The 22,587-nt window shown below is 72.1% G+C and carries 22 protein-coding genes; 9 read left to right on the forward strand and 13 right to left on the reverse strand.

What is annotated here, in order from left to right:
• Position 1 precedes the first annotated feature (1 nt).
• Both ACIHFE_RS28600 and ACIHFE_RS28605 read left to right on the forward strand, forming a co-directional pair.
• Positions 2–1,297 (forward strand): IS30 family transposase, encoded by a 1,296-nt coding sequence (locus ACIHFE_RS28600; protein WP_400111041.1) that lies wholly within the window; start codon positions 2–4, stop codon positions 1,295–1,297.
• A 162-nt stretch (positions 1,298–1,459) separates the two neighbouring features.
• A complete protein-coding gene (locus ACIHFE_RS28605; protein WP_400111043.1) occupies positions 1,460–2,719 on the forward strand; it encodes a DUF6986 family protein in 1,260 nt (419 codons plus the stop codon).
• 74 nt (positions 2,720–2,793) lie between these two features.
• On the opposite strand, the gene ACIHFE_RS28610 is transcribed toward ACIHFE_RS28605, so the two are convergent.
• Positions 2,794–3,015: a DUF397 domain-containing protein gene (locus ACIHFE_RS28610; protein ID WP_400111044.1), complete on the reverse strand. Its 222-nt coding sequence runs from the start codon at positions 3,013–3,015 to the stop codon at positions 2,794–2,796.
• On the reverse strand, positions 3,006–4,097 hold the full coding sequence (locus ACIHFE_RS28615; protein ID WP_400111046.1) for a Scr1 family TA system antitoxin-like transcriptional regulator: 1,092 nt from the start codon (positions 4,095–4,097) through the stop codon (positions 3,006–3,008). Before ACIHFE_RS28615 ends, ACIHFE_RS28610 begins: the two co-directional genes overlap by 10 nt.
• Here ACIHFE_RS28615 and ACIHFE_RS28620 point away from each other — a divergent pair.
• Positions 4,024–4,593: a GNAT family N-acetyltransferase gene (locus ACIHFE_RS28620; RefSeq protein WP_400111047.1), complete on the forward strand. Its 570-nt coding sequence runs from the start codon at positions 4,024–4,026 to the stop codon at positions 4,591–4,593. The two genes, ACIHFE_RS28615 and ACIHFE_RS28620, sit on opposite strands and share 74 nt — an antisense overlap.
• Positions 4,594–4,807: 214 nt before the next feature.
• Here ACIHFE_RS28620 and ACIHFE_RS28625 read toward each other — a convergent pair whose 3' ends face one another.
• Positions 4,808–5,797 (reverse strand): LacI family DNA-binding transcriptional regulator, encoded by a 990-nt coding sequence (locus ACIHFE_RS28625; protein ID WP_400111175.1) that lies wholly within the window; start codon positions 5,795–5,797, stop codon positions 4,808–4,810.
• A 195-nt stretch (positions 5,798–5,992) separates the two neighbouring features.
• Here ACIHFE_RS28625 and ACIHFE_RS28630 point away from each other — a divergent pair, with 195 nt between their 5' ends.
• Positions 5,993–6,943 carry an ROK family protein gene (locus ACIHFE_RS28630; protein ID WP_400111049.1) on the forward strand — a complete coding sequence of 317 codons (951 nt, stop codon included), beginning with the start codon at positions 5,993–5,995 and terminating at the stop codon, positions 6,941–6,943.
• On the opposite strand, the gene ACIHFE_RS28635 is transcribed toward ACIHFE_RS28630, so the two are convergent.
• Positions 6,826–7,311, reverse strand: a complete 486-nt coding sequence (locus ACIHFE_RS28635) for a 5-carboxymethyl-2-hydroxymuconate Delta-isomerase (protein ID WP_400111051.1) — start codon at positions 7,309–7,311, stop codon at positions 6,826–6,828. The two genes, ACIHFE_RS28630 and ACIHFE_RS28635, sit on opposite strands and share 118 nt — an antisense overlap.
• A gap of 208 nt (positions 7,312–7,519) precedes the next feature.
• Here ACIHFE_RS28635 and ACIHFE_RS28640 point away from each other — a divergent pair, with 208 nt between their 5' ends.
• Complete coding sequence (locus ACIHFE_RS28640) at positions 7,520–8,557, forward strand: NUDIX domain-containing protein (protein ID WP_400111052.1); 1,038 nt, start codon at positions 7,520–7,522, stop codon at positions 8,555–8,557.
• 12 nt (positions 8,558–8,569) lie between these two features.
• Here the strand turns inward: ACIHFE_RS28640 and ACIHFE_RS28645 are convergent, their stop codons facing one another.
• Entirely contained in the window at positions 8,570–9,955 is a 1,386-nt protein-coding gene (locus ACIHFE_RS28645) for a dipeptidase (protein WP_400111054.1), read from the reverse strand.
• A gap of 176 nt (positions 9,956–10,131) precedes the next feature.
• Between ACIHFE_RS28645 and ACIHFE_RS28650 the strand changes: the two genes are divergently transcribed.
• Positions 10,132–11,361, forward strand: coding sequence for a geranylgeranyl reductase family protein (locus ACIHFE_RS28650; RefSeq protein ID WP_400111056.1), 1,230 nt, complete (start codon positions 10,132–10,134; stop codon positions 11,359–11,361).
• Between the two features lie 138 nt (positions 11,362–11,499).
• Here ACIHFE_RS28650 and ACIHFE_RS28655 read toward each other — a convergent pair whose 3' ends face one another.
• Positions 11,500–11,943, reverse strand: coding sequence for a nitroreductase family deazaflavin-dependent oxidoreductase (locus ACIHFE_RS28655; protein ID WP_400111058.1), 444 nt, complete (start codon positions 11,941–11,943; stop codon positions 11,500–11,502).
• Between the two features lie 127 nt (positions 11,944–12,070).
• On the opposite strand from ACIHFE_RS28655, the gene ACIHFE_RS28660 reads away from it, so the two are divergent.
• A complete protein-coding gene (locus ACIHFE_RS28660) occupies positions 12,071–12,790 on the forward strand; it encodes a TetR/AcrR family transcriptional regulator (protein ID WP_400111060.1) in 720 nt (239 codons plus the stop codon).
• A gap of 49 nt (positions 12,791–12,839) precedes the next feature.
• Here the strand turns inward: ACIHFE_RS28660 and ACIHFE_RS28665 are convergent, their stop codons facing one another.
• The gene (locus ACIHFE_RS28665; RefSeq protein WP_400111062.1) at positions 12,840–13,727 is read right to left on the reverse strand and encodes a DUF2797 domain-containing protein; all 888 of its coding nucleotides are present in this window, start codon (positions 13,725–13,727) and stop codon (positions 12,840–12,842) included.
• Between the two features lie 97 nt (positions 13,728–13,824).
• Positions 13,825–15,051: an MFS transporter gene (locus ACIHFE_RS28670; RefSeq protein WP_400111063.1), complete on the reverse strand. Its 1,227-nt coding sequence runs from the start codon at positions 15,049–15,051 to the stop codon at positions 13,825–13,827.
• A 17-nt stretch (positions 15,052–15,068) separates the two neighbouring features.
• On the opposite strand from ACIHFE_RS28670, the gene ACIHFE_RS28675 reads away from it, so the two are divergent.
• The gene (locus tag ACIHFE_RS28675) at positions 15,069–16,292 is read left to right on the forward strand and encodes an ROK family protein (RefSeq protein ID WP_400111064.1); all 1,224 of its coding nucleotides are present in this window, start codon (positions 15,069–15,071) and stop codon (positions 16,290–16,292) included.
• 31 nt (positions 16,293–16,323) lie between these two features.
• Here ACIHFE_RS28675 and ACIHFE_RS28680 read toward each other — a convergent pair whose 3' ends face one another.
• Together ACIHFE_RS28680 and ACIHFE_RS28685 are read right to left on the reverse strand one after the other, a co-directional pair.
• Positions 16,324–16,878 (reverse strand): ATP-binding protein, encoded by a 555-nt coding sequence (locus tag ACIHFE_RS28680; RefSeq protein WP_400111066.1) that lies wholly within the window; start codon positions 16,876–16,878, stop codon positions 16,324–16,326.
• A gap of 191 nt (positions 16,879–17,069) precedes the next feature.
• Positions 17,070–17,405: a hypothetical protein gene (locus tag ACIHFE_RS28685; protein WP_400111068.1), complete on the reverse strand. Its 336-nt coding sequence runs from the start codon at positions 17,403–17,405 to the stop codon at positions 17,070–17,072.
• A 145-nt stretch (positions 17,406–17,550) separates the two neighbouring features.
• Between ACIHFE_RS28685 and ACIHFE_RS28690 the strand changes: the two genes are divergently transcribed.
• Complete coding sequence (locus ACIHFE_RS28690) at positions 17,551–18,669, forward strand: PLP-dependent cysteine synthase family protein (protein ID WP_400111070.1); 1,119 nt, start codon at positions 17,551–17,553, stop codon at positions 18,667–18,669.
• Here ACIHFE_RS28690 and ACIHFE_RS28695 read toward each other — a convergent pair.
• The 3 genes from ACIHFE_RS28695 to ACIHFE_RS28705 all read right to left on the reverse strand — a co-directional run bounded on the left by ACIHFE_RS28695 (position 18,632) and on the right by ACIHFE_RS28705 (position 22,547).
• The gene (locus ACIHFE_RS28695) at positions 18,632–19,117 is read right to left on the reverse strand and encodes an SRPBCC family protein (protein ID WP_400111072.1); all 486 of its coding nucleotides are present in this window, start codon (positions 19,115–19,117) and stop codon (positions 18,632–18,634) included. The two genes, ACIHFE_RS28690 and ACIHFE_RS28695, sit on opposite strands and share 38 nt — an antisense overlap.
• A gap of 98 nt (positions 19,118–19,215) precedes the next feature.
• Positions 19,216–20,061, reverse strand: coding sequence for a DeoR/GlpR family DNA-binding transcription regulator (locus tag ACIHFE_RS28700; RefSeq protein WP_400111177.1), 846 nt, complete (start codon positions 20,059–20,061; stop codon positions 19,216–19,218).
• Between the two features lie 68 nt (positions 20,062–20,129).
• Positions 20,130–22,547 (reverse strand): right-handed parallel beta-helix repeat-containing protein, encoded by a 2,418-nt coding sequence (locus ACIHFE_RS28705; protein WP_400111074.1) that lies wholly within the window; start codon positions 22,545–22,547, stop codon positions 20,130–20,132.
• Positions 22,548–22,587 lie beyond the last annotated feature (40 nt).

Below are 22,587 nucleotides of genomic sequence, written 5' to 3' on the forward strand. Positions count from 1 at the left end.
GTTGCAACACCCCAGTTCAAGGGGTGCGATGGACTTCGAGATTCGTAAGGACAGGAAGCAGCGGGGGCCGAGGCCGTTGATCCGTGAGCGGGCCGCATACTTCCAGCTCATGGAGCAGGGCTACAGCACCCGGGAAGCGGCCCGGATCGTCGGCATCGATCGGCGCACGGGCAAGAAGTGGCGTAACGGCCACCACGCGCCGGGGAAGGGCCTCAAGGCGGTTCCCCCGATCTGCCAGGACCACGGACAGGCGTCCGCACATCAGGCAGGTCCGGGGGAACCGCCCTCCGGGCCGTCGCGGTACTTGCAGGAGCGCGACCGCATCCATATCGCTGACCGGCTGCGGGAGAAGGCGTCCGTCCGGCAGATCGCAGCCGAGCTCGGCCGTAGCCCCTCCACGGTCAGCCGCGAGATACGCCGCAATCGGCGCCCCATGCCCAAGGGCGGCTTTGCCTACCAGCCGTTCCACGCTCACCGCCGGGCAGAAAGACGGCGCGCCCGGCCGAAGCCGGGGAAGATCAGTCAGAACCCCGAGCTGCGGGACTTCATCCAGGACCACCTCACGATGCGATGGAGCCCCGAGCAGATCTGCCACGCTCTGCGGGCACGCTTCCCCGACCGGCCGGAGATGCACGTGACCCACGAGACCATCTACCAGGCCCTCTATGTCCAGGGCCGTGGTGAACTACGCCGGGAACTGACCCGCGCTCTTCGTACTGGCCGGGCCCGCAGGCGCCCGCACCGCCACGCCCACAAGCGCATCTCCCGCGCGATCAAGGACATGGTCCTGATCAGCGAACGGCCGGCGGAAGCCGACGACCGGGCCATCCCCGGCCACTGGGAAGGCGACCTCATCATTGGCAAGGACGGACGGTCAGCCATCGGCACGCTGGTCGAGCGGTCCACCCGCTACGTGATGCTCATGCACCTGCCGGCTGGTCACAGCGCCCTTGCCACCCGCAACGCGCTCGCCACCACCGTCCAGACCCTCCCGCCACATCTGTGGCGTTCCCTGACCTGGGACCAGGGCTCAGAGATGGCTGCCCACCGGGCCTTCACCATCGCCACTGACGTCCCGGTCTACTTCTGCGACCCGGCCAGTCCCTGGCAGCGCGGCTCGAACGAGAACACCAACGGCCTGCTCCGGCAGTATTTTCCCAAGGGCACCGACCTGAACAGCCACACCCCCGAGCACCTGGAGGCCGTGGCCGCCGAACTCAACAGCCGCCCACGCAAAACGCTCGGCTGGGAAACCCCAGCCGAGCGCCTCGCTAAGCTACTGGACCTAGCCAGCTGACCAGCAGTGTTGCAACGACCCCTCGAATTCGCCTCGCGGCGGGGGCCGCATCGCGTTGTCCGGGGCCGTCCGGGGTGTTGACCGCCTGCCATGCGCCTGGCTAGCTTCCTTCAACGAATTGTTGATTCAAGTGACACTTGAGCGGCGGTGGCCATGGGCAGGATGGCGCGGACCCTGGACAGCACGGTGGCCGAGCGGATAGGTGCCTCCCTCGCCGCGGTGGACGCCGAACTCGCCCGCCGCTACCCGGGAGATCCGGGCACCCGGCAGCCGGTGCACACCGTCTACGTCCCCGCCGATGTCTTCGCCGCGGACACCGTTCGTTCCTGGGGCGAGCGGGCACTCGCGGCCCTTGACGAACACGCTCCCGACGCAGGCGAGTTCGCCGAGGTGTTCGCTCTCCCGGAGTCCATCGCCGGGCCGGTGTACCAGCGGGTGCGGGCCAAACTGGCCCAGGAGCCGGTGGAAGACCTGCGCATCGACTTCGAGGACGGCTACGGCCGGCGTGCCGACCGCGAGGAGGACGAGGCGGCGGCCCGCGCGGCGGAACTGCTGGCCGGCGCCCAACGGGACGGTACCGCCCCGCCGTTCACCGGCATCCGTGCCAAGTGCATGGAGGCGGCGGTACGTGACCGGGGCATCCGCACCCTGGACATCTTCCTCACCGGCCTGATGGCGGCGGGCGGCCTGCCCGCGGGGCTGGTGCTCACCCTGCCCAAGGTCACCTTCGCCGAGCAGGTCACGGCCATGGCCCAGCTGATCGAGGCGTTCGAGAAGGCACACGCCCTTCAGCCGGGCCGGATCCGCTTCGAGGTCCAGATAGAGACCACCCAGGCGATCCTGGGCCCGGACGGCCGCGCGACGGTGGCCCGTTTCGTGGAGGCCGGCCAGGGTCGTGTCTCGGCCCTGCACTACGGCACCTTCGACTACAGCGCGGCCTGCGGAATCGGCCCCGCCCACCAGACACCGGACCATCCGGCGGCGGACCACGCCAAGGCGGTCATGCAGGTCGCGGTGGCGGGCACGGGCATACGGCTGTCCGACGGCTCGACGAACGTCCTGCCGGTAGGCACCCGGGAACAGGTGCGGGCGGCATGGCGATCGCACGGCGCGCTGGTGCGGCGGGCCCTGGCGCGCGCCTACTACCAGGGCTGGGACATGCATCCCGGGCATCTGCCGAGCCGCTATGCGGCGGTCTACGCGTTCTACCGGGAGGGGCTGGACGCGGCGGCTCGGCGGCTGGCCGCGTACGCGGCCGGAAGTGGTGCGGCCGGCCCGGTACTTGACGAGCCCGCCACGGCTCGGGCGCTGAGCGGGTATGTGCTGCGCGGGGTGGACTGCGGCGCGGTCGACACGGCGGAGGCCGCCCGGCTGACCGGCTTGGCACGGGCCGAACTGGAGGTGCTGGCGGGGCGGGTGTGAGGGGCCCGCTGTTACGTTGCGGGTGCGGGCCGTTGGTGGCTGGTCGCGCAGTTCCCCGCGCCCCTTGCGGGGCCCTAGCCGGACAGGTCGCTATGGGTGGCGGCGACTGCGGTGACGAAGGCCGACCAGGCGGCGGGGGGTATGAGGAGGGCGGGGCCGGTGGGGGCCTTGCTGTCGCGGACGGGTATCGGGCCGGGGAGGTGGTCGGCGATTTCGACGCAATTGTCATCCTGGAGCGTGCTGTAGGTGCTCTTGCGCCAGCTCGCCGACGTCAGGTCGGGCCGGGTTATGCACACGGGTACTTCTCCTCAATTGCCTTACGAATGAACGCTCTTGATTCTTCTTCCGTCAGAGCCTCGCGTTGCACGTGATCGTATAGAGCGTTGTGCCATTCGACGTCTCGTGAGTTCGTGTTGAAGACGCCTCGGCCGAACATGGCCGTATAGAGCGTCGGAGGCTTTCCGGTCTTGGGGGACAAGATCGTCATCTGTCCGTGCGAGACCGGAACGTGATTGTCGAACGGGACCACTCGGAGGTGCACATGTGGCCGTTCGGAGGCGAGCGATAGGTGTTCGAGCTGTTCTCGCATGATCTCGGCAGTGCCCACCACCGTGCACAGTGCGGATTCGCCGATGACGGTGGAGAATTCCGGGGGGTTGAGCCCAAATAGGATGGATTTCATTCGCATGCGGTACTGGACCTTCTCCTCCAGGTTTCCTCCATAGATCTCTATGCCACGGGCCAGCACCGCTCGGGCGTAGTGTTCGGTCTGGAGGAAGGCTGGAATACCGTTGGTGAGGTGGCGGATCGCCCCCGCACTCGCTTCGAGTCTCTTCATCCGTCGGGCCCACCGCGCGTCCGGGCTGTCGTTGATGCTGTCCCATGCCTCGAAGAGGGAACCCTTCGCGTCGAGCGCCCTGTCCAGCCCTTCGGCGATGTCCTGTGTGGGGACTCTTTCGCCAGCCTCAAACTTCGCGATCGCGCTGTAGCTCATAGCGACTGCTTTGCCGAGCTGGGCCCGGGACCAGCCCTTGCGTAGTCGCTGCTCGCGAAGTCGCGCCCCATACCGCGCGACAATGTGCTGGGAAGGATCAAGTCGCTCTGGATCAGCCATAGTTGCAGTCCCCGCCGGGCGGTCCAAGTCGTCACATCTCCGGTCTGTAGTGAGCTTAGGGCTCCCGGCAAGCGACGGGAACCAGTTGCTCCACTGACCGAAAGCCGCTCCCGCCTCCTCGCCGGGCGCGGCCCAGCTCAGCTGGGGTGTTGGACAATGCCCGCTGTCCCACACGGTTGAGGAGACCCCGTTGACGTACCCCCTCCGCCTGACCGGCGGCAAGGTCGTCCTACGCGACTTCACCCTCGCGGACGTGGACGACATGCTGCGCGTCTTCGGTGACGACCGCGTCACCCGGTGGCTGTCCTTCGACAGCCGCGACCGCGACCAGACGCGGGCCCGAATAGAAAACGCGGTCAAGAACGCGCAGCGCACCCCGCGAACCGAGTTCTACCTGGCGGTGGCCACCCCCGACGACGATCGTGCGATCGGCTTCGTCCGCCTGGTGCACTCCGGAAACCGGGGCGAGGACATCGGCTGTGCCATCGCGGCGGACGCATGGGGGCGCGGCTACGGTGCCGACGCCCACCGGCTGATCCTGGACTTCGCCTTCCGGGACCTCGGCGTGGAGCGGGTCTGCGGGTGGATCCCGCTGGACAACACCACCCGGATGACTGCGCTCGAAGAGAACGGAGCACTCGGCAAACTCGGCTTCGCCCCGGACGAAGTACGACGCGATCACGTATTCATCAACGGTGCGTGGCGCGACTGCATGCTGAACTCCGTGAGCGCGGAGGAATGGGCCAGGCGCCGGCCGTAGCCGCCGGTCGTACGCTCGCGGAATGCGCGGACAACGGTGTGGCGCCTGCCGGAGACCGATGTGGGCGCCGCACCGTTCGCCGTGAGATCGGATTTCTGGCGCGGGACGATTCTTGCCCGTGCCCCCAAGCGCTACCAGGCAGGGAACCGGCCAGTCGGCATACGACCGGATCCGTATTCCATGAGGTTCACCGCGCATATGCGACGGTCGCGAATCAGCCCTCGGTGGGCGGGAGTTCGCCCGAACCCCGGACGATCAGCCGGGTCGGGAGTTCCACCCGGCGAGGCTCCTCCGTGCCGCCCCGCAGGCGGCGGAACAGCAACTCGGCCGCGGTACGCCCCAGTCGGGCCGCGTCCTGGGCGATCACCGTGATGGCGGGGGACAGCAGGTCGGCCAGTTCGAGGTCGTCGAAGCCGACCAGGGCGACCGGACGGGGCAGCCGGGCGAGCACGCGCACTGCTGTCGCGGTGACGCGGTTGTTGCCGGTGAACAGGGCGGTGACCGGCCGCGGTCCCATCAGCATGTGCTCCGTCGCGGCCCGTACCCGCTCGGGGGAGGTGGAGCCGAGGGAGACCCAGGCTTCGTCCACCGGCAGCCCGGCCGCCGCCATCGCGGCCCGGTAGCCGCGCAATCGCTCGACGGCGGTGTGGATATGGGGCTGGTCGCCGATGAAGCCGATCCGGCGATGGCCATGGGCGATCAGATGGGCCACGCCCCGGCGGGCGCCGCCGAAGCCGTCCGAGAGCACCGCGTCGGCGGCTATCAGCCCGGCCGGGCGGTCCACGAAGACCGTGGCCACGCCGGCCGCCATCTCCGGTTCCAGATAGCGGTGGTCCGAGCCGGCCGGGATGACCACCAGCCCGTCCACCCGGCGGGCGCAGAAGGCCAGCGCCAGCTCCCGCTCCCGCTCCGGGTCCTCCGCGCTGGAACCGTTGATCAGCAGCGCCCCATGGTCCCGGGCCACCTCCTCCACGGCACGTGCCAGCGGGGCGTAGAAGGGGTCGGCCAGGTCCTCCAGGATCAGGCCGATGGAGGCGGTGCGCCCCTTGCGCAGCACCCGGGCGCTGTCATTGCGGCGGAAGCCCAGCGCGGCGATGGCCTCCCGGACCCGGCGCTCGGTGTCCGGGGTGACCCCGGACTCGCCGTTGACCACACGGGAGACGGTCTTCAGGCCCACCCCGGCACGGGCGGCGACGTCCTTCATGGTGGGGCGGGCGCCGTAACGGGCCTGCGGACGGCGGGAGTTCTGCGGCACGGCGATATGTCCTTTGCGGTCCTCGGCGCGGTGTACAGGGTCCGGTGCGGAGGTGGGGCGAGCTCGAGCATAGGGCCTGGACAACGTTGTCATCGCTGGGGAGACTGACGGAGAGCACCCCTTGAACAGGAGAGACCGCCGCCTATGCACACCGACGTGGACGCCCTGGTCGCCGCACTGGACATCGGCGGTACCAAAATCGCCGGAGCACTGGTGGACGCACGCGGTCGCCTGCTCGCCCGCGCCCGGCGGGCCACACCCGCGCGGGGCGAGGCGGCCATGGTGCTGGACGCGGTGGCCGAAGTGCTGGCGGAGCTGACCGGTTCGGCTCGGTGGCCCGGGGTCAGGGCCGTGGGAATCGGCAGCGCGGGCCCGGTGGATGCCGCGGCCGGCACCGTCTCTCCGGTCAACATCCCCGCCTGGCGCGGCTTTCCGCTGGTCGCCGAGGTGGCCGCGCGGGCCGGCGGACGGCCGGTGACCCTGGTCGGGGACGGTGTGGCGATGGCCGCCGCCGAGCACTGGCAGGGCGCGGCCCGCGGCCGGGCCAACGCCCTGGGCATGGTGGTCTCCACCGGCGTCGGCGGGGGACTGGTGCTCGACGGCCGGCTGCACACCGGCCCCTCCGGTAACGCGGGGCACATCGGACACATCACGGTGGACCTGGACGGAGACCCCTGCCCCTGTGGCGGCCGGGGCTGTGTGGAGCGCATCGCCAGCGGCCCCAACATCGCGGCGCGGGCCCTGGAGTCGGGCTGGCGCCCGGGGCCGGACAGCGAGGTGAGCGCGGCGGCGGTGGCGGCGGCCGCCCGGGCCGGGGACCGGGCCGCGCTGGCCTCCTTCGCCCGGGCCGCACAGGCTCTGGCGGCGGGCATCGCCGCCACGGCGACCCTGGTGGAGATCGAGGCCGCGGTGATCGGCGGCGGGGTGGCGAACGCGGGCGAGGTGCTCTTCGGCCCGCTGCGCCAACGCCTCGCGGACTACGCCACGTTGTCCTTCGCCCGGGGCGTGGAGATCGTCCCGGCCAGGCTGGGCTCCGACGCCGGGCTGGTGGGCGCGGCGGCAGCGGCGGCGCAGGAATCGGGGTTGTGGGGGTAGCGGGTCACCGCGTGCGCCCGCTGGCCCCGCAGCCGGTAGGACAGCGCCAGGTCCCGCACCTCCACCGAGCGGACCGGACCGCCGGCCGACTCCTCGGGCAGGTGGGTGTCGAGCAGCGCGAGGACCGCCTCGGACAGCCGGGCCTTCTGCCCGTCCGGACGCCCCCGCAGCAGGCCGATGTCCACATGGACGAAGGCCGCCTCGTCACGGCCGCCTATGAAGGTCTCGGCCGCGGGCCGGAAGAACATCTTGCAGACGCCCGGTGAGTCGACCGCCTCGACCACGAGGGGGTGCAGCTCCTCCGCGAAGGCACGGCGGTCGAAGACCGCGGCCAGCTCTGCGGAGTAGTCGACGGTGATGTGTGGCATGGGCGCTCCGGCTTACCGATGGGCAATGCAACCATTTTCGCCGATGGGCCGGAGAGGCGGACGGGCGGGTTGCCCGGCCGGTGCCCGCACCGCGATCCGCCGGCCGCCTCGCAGGTCGTGGCAGGTGGGGCGCCATGCCGTTCGCACGCACTTCCGTGGCAAGGTGTTCCGGGCAACTTTTGGGCGCCTTGCGGACAAGGGGGGAACCGTGATCGTCTGGCTCAACGGTCCGTTCAGTGGCGGAAAGACCAGCACGGCAAGGGAGTTGACCGGTCTCATCCCAGACAGCCATATCTACGATCCCGAGATCACTGGTGGGGCGCTGCGCCACCTGTTGCCACCGGAGCGGATGGCAAGGGTGTCCGACTACCAGGACCTGCCCATCTGGCGCCGGCTGGTCGCGGACACCGCGGCGGCGATGCTGGCGGAGCTGGGCGGGGTGCAGATCATCCCCATGACCCTGCTGCGGCAGGAGTACCGGGACGAGATCTTCGGGGCGCTCGCGGCTCGCCGGATACGGGTGAGGCATGTGCTGCTGACCTCTGATGAAACGATACTGCGAGCGCGTATCGAACAGCGGGTGGAGGCTGTTGGCGACCCGATGCTCAGCGAGTCCTGCCGCCAGTGGTCGCGCGACCATATCGCCCCCTACCAAGGGGCGTTGGACTGGCTGCGGGAGGACGCCTTCGCCGTGGACACCAGCCGGCTCACCCCCCGGCAGGCCGCCGAGCGGGTGGCGCAGGCGGTGCGTGACGGGACCGCCGCGGCCTGCCCGATCGTCCAGACCCCCGAGCCCAGGGCCGAGACGCTCGCCGCGGGCGTCCTGCTCTTCGACGAGGAGGACCGGGTGCTGCTGGTCGACCCCACCTATAAACCTGGCTGGGAGTTCCCGGGCGGGGTGGTGGAACCGGGCGAGGCCCCGGCCAGGGCCGGGATGCGCGAGGTGGCCGAGGAGGTCGGCATTGAACTGGCCGAGGTGCCACGGCTGTTGGTGGTGGACTGGGAACCGCCCAAGCCGCCGGGTTTCGGCGGACTGCGCCTGCTCTTCGACGGCGGACGGCTGACCCGGGCCGAGGCCCGCCGGCTGCTGCTGCCCGGTGCGGAACTGCGTGGCTGGCGCTTTGTCACCGAGGAGGAGGCGGCCACGCTGCTGCCGCCGGTCCGGCTGAACCGGCTGCGCTGGGCCCTGCGGGCCCGGGAACGGGGACGTCCGCTCAATCTGGAAGCGGGCGTCCCCGTGGGCTGACCGGGGTGCGGCTCAGCCCCGCTTGCCGGCGTAGTCGAGCAGGAACAGCGCCTCGGCGAGGGAGAGCCGCTCCAGCTCCTCGGGGGACACGCTCTCGTTGACCGCGTGGATCTGGGCCTCCGGCTCGCTCAGCCCGATCAGCAGGATCTCCGCCTCGGGGTAGAGACCGGCCAGGGTGTTGCACAGCGGGATGGAGCCGCCGACACCGGCGATCTGCATCTCCTGGCCGTCATAGGCGGTGCTCAGCGCGGCCGCCATGGAGGCATAGGCGGGGCTGCTGGTGTCGGCGCGGAACGGCTGGCCCTGGCCGACCTGCTTGGTGGCCACCCGGGCACCCCAGGGCGCCGCCGACTCCAGGTGCGCGCGCAGCAGCCGGGTGGCCTCCGCGGCGTCGACGCCCGGGGGCACCCGCAGGTTCACCAGGGCCCGGGCACTGGCCTGCACCGACGGGGTGGCGCCGACCACCGGCGGGCAGTCGATGCCCAGCACCGTGACGGCCGGGCGGGCCCAGATCCGGTCGGCCACCGTGCCGGAACCGATGAGCTCCACGCCGTCCAGCACCTTGGCGTCCGCCCGGAAGTCGTCCTCCGGGTACTGCAGGCCCTCCCAGCTGCCCTCGCCCTCAAGGCCCTTGACGGTGGTGGAGCCGTCCTCGGCGCGCAGCGAGTCCAGGATGCGGATCAGTGCGCCCAGCGCGTCCGGCGCGGCACCGCCGAACATGCCGGAGTGCAGATTGCCCTCCAGGGTGTCCACCTGGACCTGGACCAGGGTCATCCCGCGCAGGGTGGCGGTGACGGTGGGCAGGCCGAGGCGGAAGTTGCCCGCGTCGCCGATCACCACGGCGTCGGCGGTCAGCAGCTCGGGGTGGGCCTCCGCATAGCGCTCCAGGCCGCCGGTGCCCTGCTCCTCGGAGCCCTCGACGATCACCTTGACGCTGACCGGCACCCCGCCGTGCGCCTTGAGCGCCCGCAGCGCGGTCAGGTGCATGATCAGGCCGCCCTTGCAGTCGGCGGTCCCGCGCCCGAACCAGCGGCCGTCGCGCTCGGTCAGCTCGAAGGGCGGGGTGAGCCAGGCGTCCTCGTCCAGCGGCGGCTGGACGTCATAGTGCGCGTAGAGCAGCACCGTCGGGGCGCTGGCCGGGCCGGGCAGCAGGCCGTAGACCGACTGTGTGCCATCGGGGGTGTCCAGCACGGCCACGTCCTGGAAGCCTTCGGCGCGCAGGGCCTCGGCACACCAGTTGGCGGCGGCCTCGCACTCGCTGCGGGGGAACTGGGCCTCGTCCGCCACCGACTTGAAGGTGACCAGCTCCGCCAGCTCCGTCCTGGCCCGGGGCAGCAGCGAGGCAACGGTCGCCGCCAGCTCGGCGGAGGCTGGCTGCGGGGTGGGGGACGATTCCATAAAACGCTCCTTGGGGCGCGACTGAGCGATCCGTACGTACGGCCGATTACCCCTCCGATCCTGCCATGTCCCCCGGAACCCGCTCTCGCGGCTTCCCGCGGCGGGCCGCCCGGGGCGTGGGCCGTAGGATGCGGGCGGTAGCCGTAGCCGGTGATCGAGCGGGAGTAGAAGCACAGGTGAGCAGCGACAACGCGGCCCAGGACGCGGGCCGGGAGGCTCCTTTGGACAGCGAGCCGGTGTGGGATGTCATCGTGGTGGGCGCGGGCCCGGCCGGAGCCTCGGCGGCCCATGCCGCGGCGGCCGCCGGACGCCGGGTCCTGCTGGTGGAGAAGTCGGAACTGCCGCGCTACAAGACCTGTGGCGGCGGGATCATCGGCCCTTCCCGCGACGCCCTGCCGCCGGGCTTCCAACTGCCCCTGCGTGACCGGGTGCATGCCGTCACCTTCTCTCTCAATGGAAAGCTCTCCCGCACCCGCCGCTCCAAGCGGATGCTCTTCGGGCTGATCAACCGGCCGGAGTTCGACGCCGCCCTGGTGGAGGCGGCCAGGAGCGCCGGTGCCGAGGTGCGCACCGGGGTGGCGGTCTCCCGGGTCGAGCAGCATGGCCCCGCCGTGCCCGACCGCCGCACCGTGGCCGTGGTGCTCGGTGACGGCAGCACCCTGCACGCCCGCGCGGTGGTGGGCGCCGATGGAAGCGCCGGCCGGATAGGCGCCCATGTCGGGGTGAAGCTGGAACAGGTGGACCTCGGCCTGGAGGCGGAGATCCCGGTGCCGGCCACCGTCGCCGAGGACTGGGCGGGGCGGGTGCATATCGACTGGGGCCCGCTGCCGGGCAGTTATGGATGGGTCTTCCCCAAGGGTGACACCCTGACGGTCGGAGTGATATCGGCACGCGGCGACGGCGCCGGAACCAAGCGGTACTTGGAGGACTTCATCGCCCGCCTGGGGCTGGCCGGCTTCGAACCGGCCATCTCCTCCGGGCATTTGACCCGCTGCCGTGCCGCCGACTCCCCGCTGTCCCGGGGCCGGGTGATTGTCTGTGGCGACGCCGCCGGACTGCTGGAGCCCTGGACCCGGGAGGGCATCTCCTACGCCCTGCGCTCGGGCCGCCTGGCGGGGGAGTGGGCGGTGCGCATCGCCGAGGCCCAGGATGCTGTGGACGCCCGGCGTCAGGCCCTGAACTACGCCTTCGCCATCAAGGCCGGACTGGGGGTGGAGATGGGCGTGGGACGCCGGGTGCTGGCCCTCTTCGAGCGCCGCCCCGGGCTCTTCCACGCCGCGGTGACCGGCTTGGGCCCGGCCTGGCGCGCCTTCGCCGAGATCACTCAGGGCAAGACCTCGCTGGCCGAGATAGTCCGTACCTGCCCGATGGTCCGGCGCGCGCTCTCGGCGATGGACCGAGACTGACCGCCGACGCCGACGCCGCAGCTGACGGCCGGCGCCGACGCTGACCGCCGTGCCATCCGGTCCGCCCCCGAGCGGGCCGGACGGCACGGCGCGGCCGGACGGCGCGGCCGTTCCCGCATCCCGCCGTGGCCCCTGTGGTCAGGCCACATCCGATATCCGGAAGACCGGGTGCCGGGCGGCGATCCTCAGCAGCTCCTCATTGCCGGCTTCGGCGGTCACCCCTTCGAAGAACCGGCCCACCTGGCGCCCCCAGCGCTCCAGATAGGCCCGCAGCACCGCGGGCTTCTCCTCGTCGGGCAGCTCGACGGCGGTGAACCGGCGCACCGAGGACCCCACTTGGAGACGGCCCTCGCCGGCCGCGCGCAGATTGCGCACCCACTGTCCCTCGCCGCGGGCGGAGACCAGATAGTGGCCATCCCGGAACTCCAGCGGGTTGACCGGCAGTTGCCGCCATTCCCCGCTGACCCGGCCCCGCACCGACAGTTCGGCCGCACCCGCGAGGCTCACCCCATGCCGGGCCAGCCGGCTGACGGCAGCGCCCAACAGGCGGTCGGCGAAGCCCGGCTTGATGTAGTGCGACATAAGAATCCCCCAGGATCGGAGAGAGCGGTGCTCTCGGCTGAGATCAGTGTGCACGGTCCGCTGCTCTCACGCAAGAGCACTGCTCTCGTTGTTGTGCATCGCTCCGTTCGCTGGCAGACTTGACCCCATGAGCGCCATCAGAGGAGCCAGGGAACGGGCCAGGGACGAGATCGTCGCGGCCATCAAGGAGGAGGCGCGCCGCCAGCTCGCGCGGGACGGCGCGGCCAAGCTGTCGCTGCGGGCCGTCGCCCGTGAGCTGGGCATGGTCTCCTCCGCGCTCTACCGCTACTTCCCCAGCCGCGATGAGCTGTTGACGGCCCTGATCGTGGACGCCTATGACGCGGTGGGCGCCCGGGCGGAGGCGGCGCTGGCCGCAGCCGGTCCGGCCGATCCGGCGGCCCGCTGGGCGGCGGTGTGCGGGGCCGTGCGGGAGTGGGCGCTGGATCACCCCCATGAGTACGCGCTGATCTACGGCTCCCCGGTGCCCGGTTACCAGGCCCCGGAGGCCACCATCGAGCCCGCCGGCCGGGTGGCGCTGGCCCTGGTGGCCATCGCCCGGGACGCGCACGCCGCCGGGCAGCTCAAGGAACTGCCGGTGCAGCCCGCGCCGGTACTCTGCACGGATCTGGAGCGGCTCACCGCTGAACACGCATTGGGCCTGCCCGCGCCGGTCGCGGCCGCGCTGGTCGCCTCCTGGGCCCAGCTCTTCGGCCTGATCGGCTTTGAGCTCTTCGGCCAGTTCAACAATGTGGTGGAGGCCCGGGAGGCGTTCTTCGCCCACTCGGTGCGCGGGCTGGCGCACCAGATAGGGATAGCGGATCCGGAGGCCGCGCCGGCCGGCTCCTGAGCCGGCCCGGCCGGTGGCGGCCGGCCCGGGACCGGAACCCGGCCCGGATTCAGAACAGCGGCTGCGGCCCGGCCGGTTCGGGGGCACGCACCGATGCGGTGGTCCGAGCGTCCGGCGCCGCGGCGGTGAGCGTCCAGCCTGCCAGCAGGCGTGTGTCGACCAGCAGCAGCCGTCCGTCCGCCGCGTGCAGATAGAGATCCGGTCCGCAGACGGCCGCCACCTGTCCGGCCACCGTCTGCCCCGCGTCCAGCGCCACCAGGGCGCCTTCCGAGGGGAGCCGGTCGAGATGGAAGGCGTCGTCATGGTGCACGGGGGTGAAGGGCAGCACGGTCAGCGACTCCGGCAGCCGGGGCAGTTGACGGGCCTGCTGGTGCAGTGCGGCCAACTGCCCGGTGCGCAGCGACCGGTCCGGCAGCGGATGCCGGGCGGCCCGCTTGGCGGCGTAGGGGAAGCGGTCCGGGACGGCGAGTGCCGCGCCCAGTACGGCCTCGGCCCGCCGGGCGGCCATCAGGGGGCCGTGGCCGAGCAAGGCGTAGGAGAGCGCGGCCTGTTCGAGGAGCCGGGCGCCCTCCCGCTCGGCGGCGGTGATGCCCACCTTGATCAAGTAGGGCCCGAACCAGGCGAGATAGACGTCATAGGGGCGCGGATCGTCCGCCATGGTGTCGGCGGCCACCGAGCGCGAGCGGTCCAGCCGGGCGCAGTCGGCGCACTGGGCCGAGACGGCCGTCACCGCCGGCTCGGCGTCCACCGGGCATGGGGTGTGCCGGCCACCCCGGCGCACCCCTGTGCAGTGCCGCCGGCTGCCGGTGGTGAAGCCCAGGGGCCGGCCCACCGGCAGGGGCGAGAGGCGCTCCATGCCATCGGGGCCGAGCCACACCAGCGCCGGACCCTCCAGCAGCCAGCGCACCCCCGCGCACCGCCAGTCGTGCCCGGTCATCCGGCCCGCCGCCAGTCCTGCCGCGTCATCCGGCGCACCACCCGTCCTGCCGTGTCCTATCGGTTCTCTGCGTCATACCGACTCCCTGCCCCGGGACTCACCGGGTACCCGCCCCGCGAGTCAACCAGGCGATCGCCGCCGCCAGCGCGGCGAGTCCCGCGACCGTGGTCAGGGCCACCGGCAGTGAGGAGCGGTCGGCCAGCAGGCCGATGGCGGGCGGCCCGAGCAGCATCCCGCCGTAGCCCAGGGTGGAGGCGGCCGCGACACCATCCGGTCCCGCCAGCTCGCCGGCCCGTCCCACCGCCACCGGGAAGATATTGGCCAGGCCCAGCCCGGTGATGACAAAGCCGGCCAGGGCGGCCCACAGGGTCGGGGCCAGCGAGCCGAGCAGCATGCCCAGGGCGGCGGTGGTGCCGCCGGCCACCAGGGTCCTGGTCTGGCCCAGTCGTTGCAGCAGCGCGGAGCCGCTGAGCCGGCCGGCGGTCATGGCCAGAGCGAAGACCGAGTAGCCGGCGGCCGCGACACCGGCGCCGGTGTCCAGGTCCTGCTGGAGGTGGAGGGCGCCCCAGTCGGCGAGCGCTCCCTCGCCATAGGCCGTGCACAGGGCGATCAGACCGAACACGGCGACCAGGCCGTACCGGCCACGCGCGGCGGACGCCGGGGCGGGCGTCGCGGCCGGCGCGGCCGTGGCCGGCGGTCCGGCGAGCGGTGCCGGATGGGCGAGCAGGGCGCGTCCCGCCAGCAGACTGACCAGCAGGCCGACGCAGGTCAGCAGCAAGAGGTGCCGGGTGGCGGAGAGCTGCCCGGCGACCAGGGCGCCCAGGCCCGCGCCCAGCATGCCGCCGACGCTGAACGCGGCGTGGAAGCTTGGCATCACCGGCCGGCGCAGCGCGGCGATCAGGTCGACGGCGGCGCTGTTCATGGCGACATTGATGCCGCCGTAGGCGGCGCCGAAGACCAGCAGCACCAGGCCCAGGACGGGCGCCGAACCGGCCAGCGGCGGCAGCGCGATACCCAGTGACATGGCCAGTCCGGCCACCACCGTCACCCGGTGGTTGCCAAAGCGCCGGCACAGCCGTCCGGTGAGCATCATGGTGGCCACGGCACCCGCGGAGACGCCCAGCAGGGCCAGGCCCAGGGCGCCGGTGGAGGCGCCGGTCCGCTGTTTGACAGCGGGGATGCGGACCACCCAGCCGGCGAACAGAAAGCCGTCCAGGGCGAAGAAAACGGTCAGGGCGATGCGGAGGCGGCGGAGGGCGGAATCGGCCGGAGCCGTCCGCTGTCCCCCCGGAATGGCCGTCCGTGTTTTGTTTAGCGTCGGCACAAAGTCAGAATAGAGGCGTGACCCAGACTCGGACAACACGTTTGGAGCGGGGCCGTGGCGCCCTCGGCCCCGCCCTGGAGCTCGTACACACCGGTCGCGCCCCCACGCGCGCCGTGCTCACCGCCGAACTCGGGGTGACCCGGGCGACCGCCGGAGCCGTGGCCGCCGAGCTCGAGGCGCTCGGGCTGATCCAGGTCGACGCCCGCCCGGGCGCGGCCGCAGGCTCCCAGGGCCGCCCCTCGCACCGGCTGGGCATCGCGCCGGACGGCCCCGTGGTGCTGGCCGCCCAGCTCCACGCGGACGGCTTCCGGGCCGCCCTGGTGGGCCTGGGCGGCCGGATGATCGCCACCGCGCCCGCCTGCCTGGCGGTGCCGCCGGACCCCGCGCAGATCATCGACGCCGTGGTGGAGGCCGGGGCGGGCCTGCTGCGGGAGACCGGCCGCCGTTGCCTGGGCGCCGGACTGGCGATGCCCTCGGCGGTGGCCGAGCCGGAGGGCAACGCCCTCAACCCGATCCACCTCTCCTGGCCGGCCGGTGTGCCGGTGCGCCGGCTGTTCACCGAGGCCCTGGCCAAGGCGGACGTACGAGGTCCCGGCGGCCGGCTGCTGGACGGCCATGCGGGCAATGACATCAACCTCGCCGCGCTGGCCGAGCACCGCCATGGCGCCGGGCGCGGCGCACGGCACCTGCTGTGCGTGGCCACCGGTCACCGGGGCGTGGGCGGGGCGCTGGTCCTCGACGGCCGCCTGCACACCGGGAGTTCGGGCCTGGCCCTGGAGGTCGGCCACCTCACCGTCAACCCGGCGGGGCTGCCCTGCTTCTGCGGCAGCCGGGGCTGTCTGGATGTGGAGGTCGACCCGCTGGCCTTCCTGACCGCCGCCGGCCGCAAACCCGGGCCCGATGTCTCCCTGCTGCGCCAGTCCGCCGACCTGCTGCGCACCGAGTACACGGACCCCGCGGTACGGGCCGGGGCCGAACTCATCGTGGACCGGCTGGGGCTGGGCCTGGCCGGACTGGTCAACATCCTCAACCCGGACCGCATTGTGCTCGGCGGACTGCACCGTGAGCTGCTCAATGCCGACCCCGAGCGGCTGCGGGCGGTGGTCGCCGACCGCAGCCTGTGGGGGCGCAGCGGCAGTGTGCCGATCCTGCCGAGCACGCTGGACCACAGCAGCCTGATCGGAGCGGCCGAGGCGGCCTGGCAGCCGGTGCTGGACGACCCGCTGGCGGCGCTCGGCTGAACGCCCTGGCCGATAGCGGTGGTTGGCCGCCTCAGCCGGCCACGGCGGAGGGCTTGCGCAGGGCTGTCGGCCGCAGTTCGCTCCCCGGTGCGCCCAACGCGCCCTGGTCCAGCGCCTGGAGCGCGGGGGCGCGCCGGCGGCCGGTGCGGGTCCGTACCGCCGGTGCAGGCCGGGCGGCCGCGGCGGCGGGGGTATTGGTGCTGAGGGTGAACCAGACCACCTTGCCGCCCTCGCGGTGCCGTTGCACGCCCCAGCCGGCGCTCACCGCGGCGACCAGGGCCAGGCCACGGCCATGGGTGCTGGCCCGGCCCGGGGTGGCCAGGTGGGGCAGCCGGGGACCGTGATCCCGCACCGAGACGGTGAGCTGGCCGTGGACCAGGGCCAGTTCCACCGTGCAGCGCTTGTCCGGGCCCGCGTGCTGGTGGACATTGGTGAGCAGCTCGGTGACACCGAGCGCCGCGGTGTCGATAAGGGAATCGAGGTGCCAGTAACGCAGTTGCGCCGATACGATTCTGCGCACCTGGCCGATCCGCTGCGGGAGAGCCTGGAGTTCAACGGTGCAGTGCTTGTTCACTCGGCTGATCACGGCTGCGACTCCCTGAAGAAGTAGGGCTAGCCTGATGCAGATACGCGCCCAGGAGACGCGTCTGTCCATTCCGGTCGTGACGCTTCCGGCCCGTCCGGCGGAAACCGTTCCAGAACGCAACCGCCGATAAACCCTCGGTGAGGCTGTTGAGTCAAGGTTCCGGCCTGGCCGTCGCCTTCGCAACTTCTGCGCTACCGGCCCGGGGCCGCCTCGCCGCGTGCCGAGCGCACCGCCTCCAGGAACCCGTCGACCGCTGAGGCCGCCGGCTCGTCGCCGGAGTGGGCGCCCGGCCCCAGAGTGAGCAGGTAACGCGTGCCGTTGACCACGGCCCGGGCCCGGTCGCCCAAGGCAAACCACGGTTTGCTGGCGTGAACCGTATCCACCGGGGCGCTGTCGATCTCCCGGCCGTAACTGGTCAGCAGCTCCAGCCGGCCGTCATGGATCTTCACCTGGCCGGCCCGGGTGAGGGAGCGCAGGAAGGGCTTGTCGATCCGCACCCCGGTCGCAGTGAACTCCGGTTCCGCCACGGCGTACCGCCTTTCCGGACGAAAGGTCTTCTCTCGTGCGCAGTGTGCCCTTGAGACGGCCGCCGCACCAGGGCCCGTTTATGATCGTACGATCGAAATGTCCCGGTGATCCGGAGGGACCCGGACGGACATCGTGAGGTGCGCCGTGAACCAGGCAGTGAACCCGGGGGCGACCATCGATGTGGACCGCAGCGATCCCGGTTACCGCACCTGGCTCAAGGAGTCCGTGCGCAGGATCAGGGCCGAGGCCGGCCGGTCCGCCGACACCCATCTGCTGCGCTTCCCGCTGCCCGGGGAGTGGGACATCGACCTCTACCTCAAGGACGAGTCCACCCACCCCACCGGCAGCCTCAAACACCGCCTGGCGCGCTCGCTGTTCCTCTACGGGCTGTGCAACGGCTGGATCCGTCCCGGAGTCCCGGTGATCGAGGCGTCCAGCGGTTCCACCGCCGTCTCCGAGGCGTACTTCGCCCGTCTGATCGGGGTGCCGTTCATCGCGGTCATGCCGCGCAGCACCAGCGCGGAGAAGTGCCGCCTCATCCAACTGCACGGCGCACAGTGCCACTTCGTGGACGACCCGCGCGGAATGTACCAGGAGGCGGCGGTCCTGGCGGAGCGCACCGGGGGCCACTATCTGGACCAGTTCACCTACGCCGAGCGGGCCACCGACTGGCGGGGCAACAACAACATCGCCGAGTCCGTCTTCGGCCAGCTGAGCCGGGAACGCCACCCGGAACCGGCCTGGATCGTGGCCACCGCGGGCACCGGCGGCACCTCCGCGACCATCGCCCGGTATGTGCGGTATATGCAGTACGACACCCTGCTGTGCGTCGCCGACCCGGAGAACTCCTGCTTCTTCGACGGCTGGTGCCACCATGACCCGGACGCCCGCTGCGAACGCGCCTCGCGGATCGAGGGCATCGGACGGCCGCGGATGGAGCCCAGCTTCCTGCCCGAGGTGATCGACCGGATGATGAAGGTCCCGGACGCCGCGACGGTGGCCGCGGTACGCGCCCTGGAACAGGTCCTGGGACGCAAGGCCGGCGGTTCCACCGGCACCGGGCTGTGGAGCGCGCTGAAGATCATCGCGGAGATGCTCCAGGCCGGCCGTGCCGGCAGCGTGGTCACCCTGATCTGCGACCCGGGCGAACGCTATCTGGACCGCTACTACTCCGACGCCTGGCTGGCCGCGCAGAAACTGGACATCGAGCCCTACGCCCGGACCATCACCGACTTCCTGGCGACCGGCCGGTGGTCCGGCTGAGCCCGGCCAGCCGGACGTCCAGGGACGCGGCCGCCGCCCGGAAGGCCCGCCAGAACGCGGGCCGGGCCAGCCGCAGCAGCCACCGCACCGGCAGCGGAGCATCCAGCGCCACGGTCCAGTGCAGCACCGTACCGGCCCCGGTGGGGGAGAGCCGCCAGTCCTCCAGCATGCCCCGCACCGCGGGGACATTGGTCTCGTCGATCCGGTAGGTGTACCGCCGGGCCGGCTCCGCCGCCATGATGGTTTCCCGGAACCGGGCCCCGCCCGCCAGGCCGATCACCCGCCCCCGGCGCCCGGCGGTCTCCGCCGGCCGGGCCAGCGTCACCGCGCGGAACCAGTGCGGCCAGGCCGTCACCTCCTCGGCCAGTGCCTGGTAGACCGCTTCCGGACCGGCTGCCAGCAGGGCGGTGAAGGTCATCCGCAACCGGGCGGTTCTGGCGAAATCCATTCCCACAGGGTGAAGTTGACGCGCCATCGAGGTAACCCCCAGGGGGTCGGCTGGTCGACCGGGCCCGCACACCTTAGCCCCTGCGCACCCGGATGTCTTCAGGGGCCGGCGGCCTCCTCGGTGCCGTCCGCCACCACCAGGCGCGGCAGCCGCTCGGCCATCTCGGCCCGGGCGGCGGGCGACAGCCCCGAGTCCGTCACCAGCGCGTCCACCTCCGCCAGCGAGGCGAAGGAACTCAGGCCCACCGCGCCCCACTTGGTGTGATCGGCCAGCACCACGACCCGCCGGGCCGCCCGGACGAAGTGCCGGTTGGTCTCCGCCTCGGCCAGGTTGGGTGTCGACAGCCCCGCCTGCGCGGATATCCCGTGCACCCCGATGAACAGCACATCGAAGTGCAGCGAACGGATGGCGGCATCCGCCACCGGACCCACCAGGACATCCGAAGGGGTGCGCACCCCGCCGGTGAGCACCACCGTCGCCGCGCCGGGCCGGGCGGCCGACGCCGAACCGCCCACCGGACGGCGGGCGTTGTGGAACACCTCGGCCACCCGCACCGAGTTGGTCACCACCGTGAGATCCGGCACCTCCACCAGCCGCTGCGCCAGGGCGTAGACCGTGGTGCCGCCCGCCAGGGCTATCGCACTGCCCGGCGCGGCCATGGCCACCGCCGCCCGCGCGATCTCCTCCTTGGCCCGCAGCTCCAGCGCCGACTTGGCCTCGAACCCCGGCTCGTGCGCGGTGGCCTCGGGGACCGGCACCGCACCGCCGTGCACCTTCTCCACCACGCCCTGCCGGGCCAGCGCGTCCAGATCGCGGCGCACCGTCATATCCGACACATTGAGCCGGCGCGTGAGCTCATTGACCCGCACCCCGCCGCGCCGCCTGACCTCGTCCAGAATCAAGGCCCGCCGCTGCTCCGCGAGCAGGTTCTGGCTGTCACCCACCACTGCCACCCCCTCCTTCACCCACCACCCGGCCATCCTCGCACGAGGTACCGACAGGACCGTCCGGCTCAGGCGGGCCGGGGCAGGTCGGCCGCGTACAGCAGGGTCAGGTCCTCGGTGCTGGGGTCGGGCATCTGCGCCACCCGGCCGGCGTGCCGCTCCACCATGGCCTCGAAGGTCTGCCGCGCGGTACGGCCGTTGCCGAAGGCCGGGCCCTTGGGCAGGTCCCGGAAGTAGCCCAGCAGCGCCCGGGAGGTGTCCGCCGCGATCCGGTACTCATGCTCCTCCGCCTGCTGTTCCACGATGCGCAGGAGCTCCTCGGGGGTGTAGTCGCCAAAGGTGATGGTGCGCGAGAACCGCGAGGCCACGCCCGGATTGACGGTCAGGAAGCGCTCCATCTCCGCGGTGTAGCCGGCCGCGATCACCACCACCGCGTCCCGGTGGTCCTCCATCAGCTTCACCAGGGTGTCGATGGCCTCCCGGCCGAAGTCCCGCCCGGAGTCCTCCGGGGCCAGGGCGTATGCCTCGTCGATGAACAGCACCCCGCCGCGGGCCCGGTCGAACGCCTCCTGGGTGCGGATGGCGGTGGAACCGATGTGCTCGCCCACCAGGTCCACCCGGGAGACCTCCACCAGGTGCCCGCGCTCCAATACCCCCAGGGAGGCCAGGATCTCGCCGTAGAGCCGGGCCACGGTGGTCTTCCCGGTGCCGGGGGAGCCGGTGAACACCAGGTGCCGGCGGACCGACGCGGCCTTCAGCCCGGCCAGTTGACGCCGGCGCCCCACCTCGATCATGTCGGTGAGCGCCCGCACCTCCCGCTTGACGCTCTCCAGCCCCACCAGCGCGTCCAGTTCGCCCAGCACCGAGGTCGAGGGACGGGTGGACGGCGCCGGGGCCTGGACCTGGGCCGGGACGGCCGGCTCCGGAGCGCGCGGCGTGGGCACGCTGACCACGGGCACCCTGGGCGGGCGGACGGCCGTCTCCACCACCAGCGCCCCGGTGGTGCGCACGGCTCCCTCGTCACTGGTGCACCGCTCGGTGAGCGGACCGCCCCCGGCGCCCTCCGCGAACTCATAACCGCCGCGCGCACAGCGCTCGGTGTGGCACTCGGTCAGCATCGCCCGGCAGCCGTCGATGACATGGAAGCCATAGCCGCCGCTTCCGCTCACCCGGCAGCCATGGAAGGTGCCGCGGCCCTCCGCCGAGACATAGAACCCCGCCTCCAGCGGCGAACTGACCGTGCAGCGCTCGAGCACGGGGTCGGCGCCCTTGGTGACGATGACGCCGGTCGCGGTCCCGTCGATCACACAGCCCGCCAGGGTGCCGCCGCTGCCGTGGTCACGGAACCAGGCCCCGGTGGTCGCCTCCCGGATCCGGCAGTCGTCCAGGCGCGCGAAGGCACCACCGCTGACCGAGACGGCCGTGCCGCGCACCCGGGAGAGATCGCTGTCGGTGACCTCCGCCGCCGAGCCCCGGTCCAGTACGAACAGCGCGTCCGGAACATCGTGCACCCGGCAGGAGGCCAGCGCGGCACTGGCGCCGTCGCTCACCCAGACCGCCGGATAGTCGCCCGTGCTGTCCTGGATCTCGCAGTGGCCGGCCTCCGCCCTGGTCCCCGGGTCCCATACCGACAGCCCATTGCGCCCGAAGCGGCGCACCGTGCAGCGGGTCATGGTGAGCACCGAACGGGCCCGCAGATCAACCGCGTTCTCCGGGATGTCATGGATGTCGCAGTCGGACAGGGCCAGCACGGCCTCGTTGTCCAGGGTCACGCCGTCGGCGGTGACCCGGTGCACCCGGCAGTCGGTCAGCCGCCCCGCCGCGCGGGCCGTCAACTGCACACCGGCGCCCTTGATTTCGTACACCTCGCAGCCGAACGCCTCCAGGGTGCTGCCCTCGTCGGTCACCGACAGACCGGCGCCCCGGGTGTGGTGCACCCGGCAGCGCTCCAGCCGTGGCTGGGCGCCGCCGCGCACCACCACCCCGGACTGGCCGGCCGCCACCACCTCGCACTCCTCGAAGACCCCGCCCGCACCCTCCAGCACACTGATGCCCACGCCCGTCAGATTGTCAATGGTGCAGTGGCGTACGGTCGGACGCGCGCCCCCGCGCACCTCGATGCCCGCCGAGGAGCGCGTCACCACCCGCAGACCCGCCAGCTCCGGGGCGCCGTCCGCCACCAGCACCGCCGGCACCGCCGCGTCATGGCCCTCGATATGCAGGTCGAGCAGTGCGGCGGCGGCCCGTACCGTGACCGCCACCCCCTCGGTGGGTGCGATCCGTACCGAGCCCAGCGAGCCATCGGCACCGCGCAGGGTCACCGCACGGGACACCACCAGATTCTCCCGGTAGGTGCCCGGGGCGATGGTGAGCACATCCCCGTCGGCCGACGCCTCCAGAGCCGCCGCGAGCGAGTCGTACTCTCCCGTACGCCGCCGCCACCGCGACGTGCCGGTGTGCGTCACCTGGACCGAGCCCTGTGCCATGGTGCTGCTGTGCCCCCACCTCGTGCGTGCGTCCACCGGG

It is taken from the genome of Streptomyces sp. NPDC052396, assembly GCF_044593195.1.
GTDB lineage: Bacteria > Actinomycetota > Actinomycetes > Streptomycetales > Streptomycetaceae > Streptomyces.

What these genes read in the sequence shown, in the direction of transcription:
- ACIHFE_RS28625 (WP_400111175.1), bottom strand. Translation starts at nt 5,797, where the DNA reads ATGAAGGACGTCGCCGCCCGTGCCGGGGTGGGCCTGAAGACCGTCTCC.
- ACIHFE_RS28705 (WP_400111074.1), bottom strand. Translation starts at nt 22,547, where the DNA reads ATGGCACAGGGCTCGGTCCAGGTGACGCACACCGGCACGTCGCGGTGG.
- ACIHFE_RS28695 (WP_400111072.1), bottom strand. Translation starts at nt 19,117, where the DNA reads ATGGATTTCGCCAGAACCGCCCGGTTGCGGATGACCTTCACCGCCCTG.
- ACIHFE_RS28630 (WP_400111049.1), top strand. Translation starts at nt 5,993, where the DNA reads ATGCACACCGACGTGGACGCCCTGGTCGCCGCACTGGACATCGGCGGT.
- ACIHFE_RS28615 (WP_400111046.1), bottom strand. Translation starts at nt 4,097, where the DNA reads ATGTCGTCCACGTCCGCGAGGGTGAAGTCGCGTAGGACGACCTTGCCG.
- ACIHFE_RS28645 (WP_400111054.1), bottom strand. Translation starts at nt 9,955, where the DNA reads ATGGAATCGTCCCCCACCCCGCAGCCAGCCTCCGCCGAGCTGGCGGCG.
- ACIHFE_RS28635 (WP_400111051.1), bottom strand. Translation starts at nt 7,311, where the DNA reads ATGCCACACATCACCGTCGACTACTCCGCAGAGCTGGCCGCGGTCTTC.
- ACIHFE_RS28605 (WP_400111043.1), top strand. Translation starts at nt 1,460, where the DNA reads ATGGCGCGGACCCTGGACAGCACGGTGGCCGAGCGGATAGGTGCCTCC.
- ACIHFE_RS28660 (WP_400111060.1), top strand. Translation starts at nt 12,071, where the DNA reads ATGAGCGCCATCAGAGGAGCCAGGGAACGGGCCAGGGACGAGATCGTC.
- ACIHFE_RS28655 (WP_400111058.1), bottom strand. Translation starts at nt 11,943, where the DNA reads ATGTCGCACTACATCAAGCCGGGCTTCGCCGACCGCCTGTTGGGCGCT.
- ACIHFE_RS28665 (WP_400111062.1), bottom strand. Translation starts at nt 13,727, where the DNA reads ATGACCGGGCACGACTGGCGGTGCGCGGGGGTGCGCTGGCTGCTGGAG.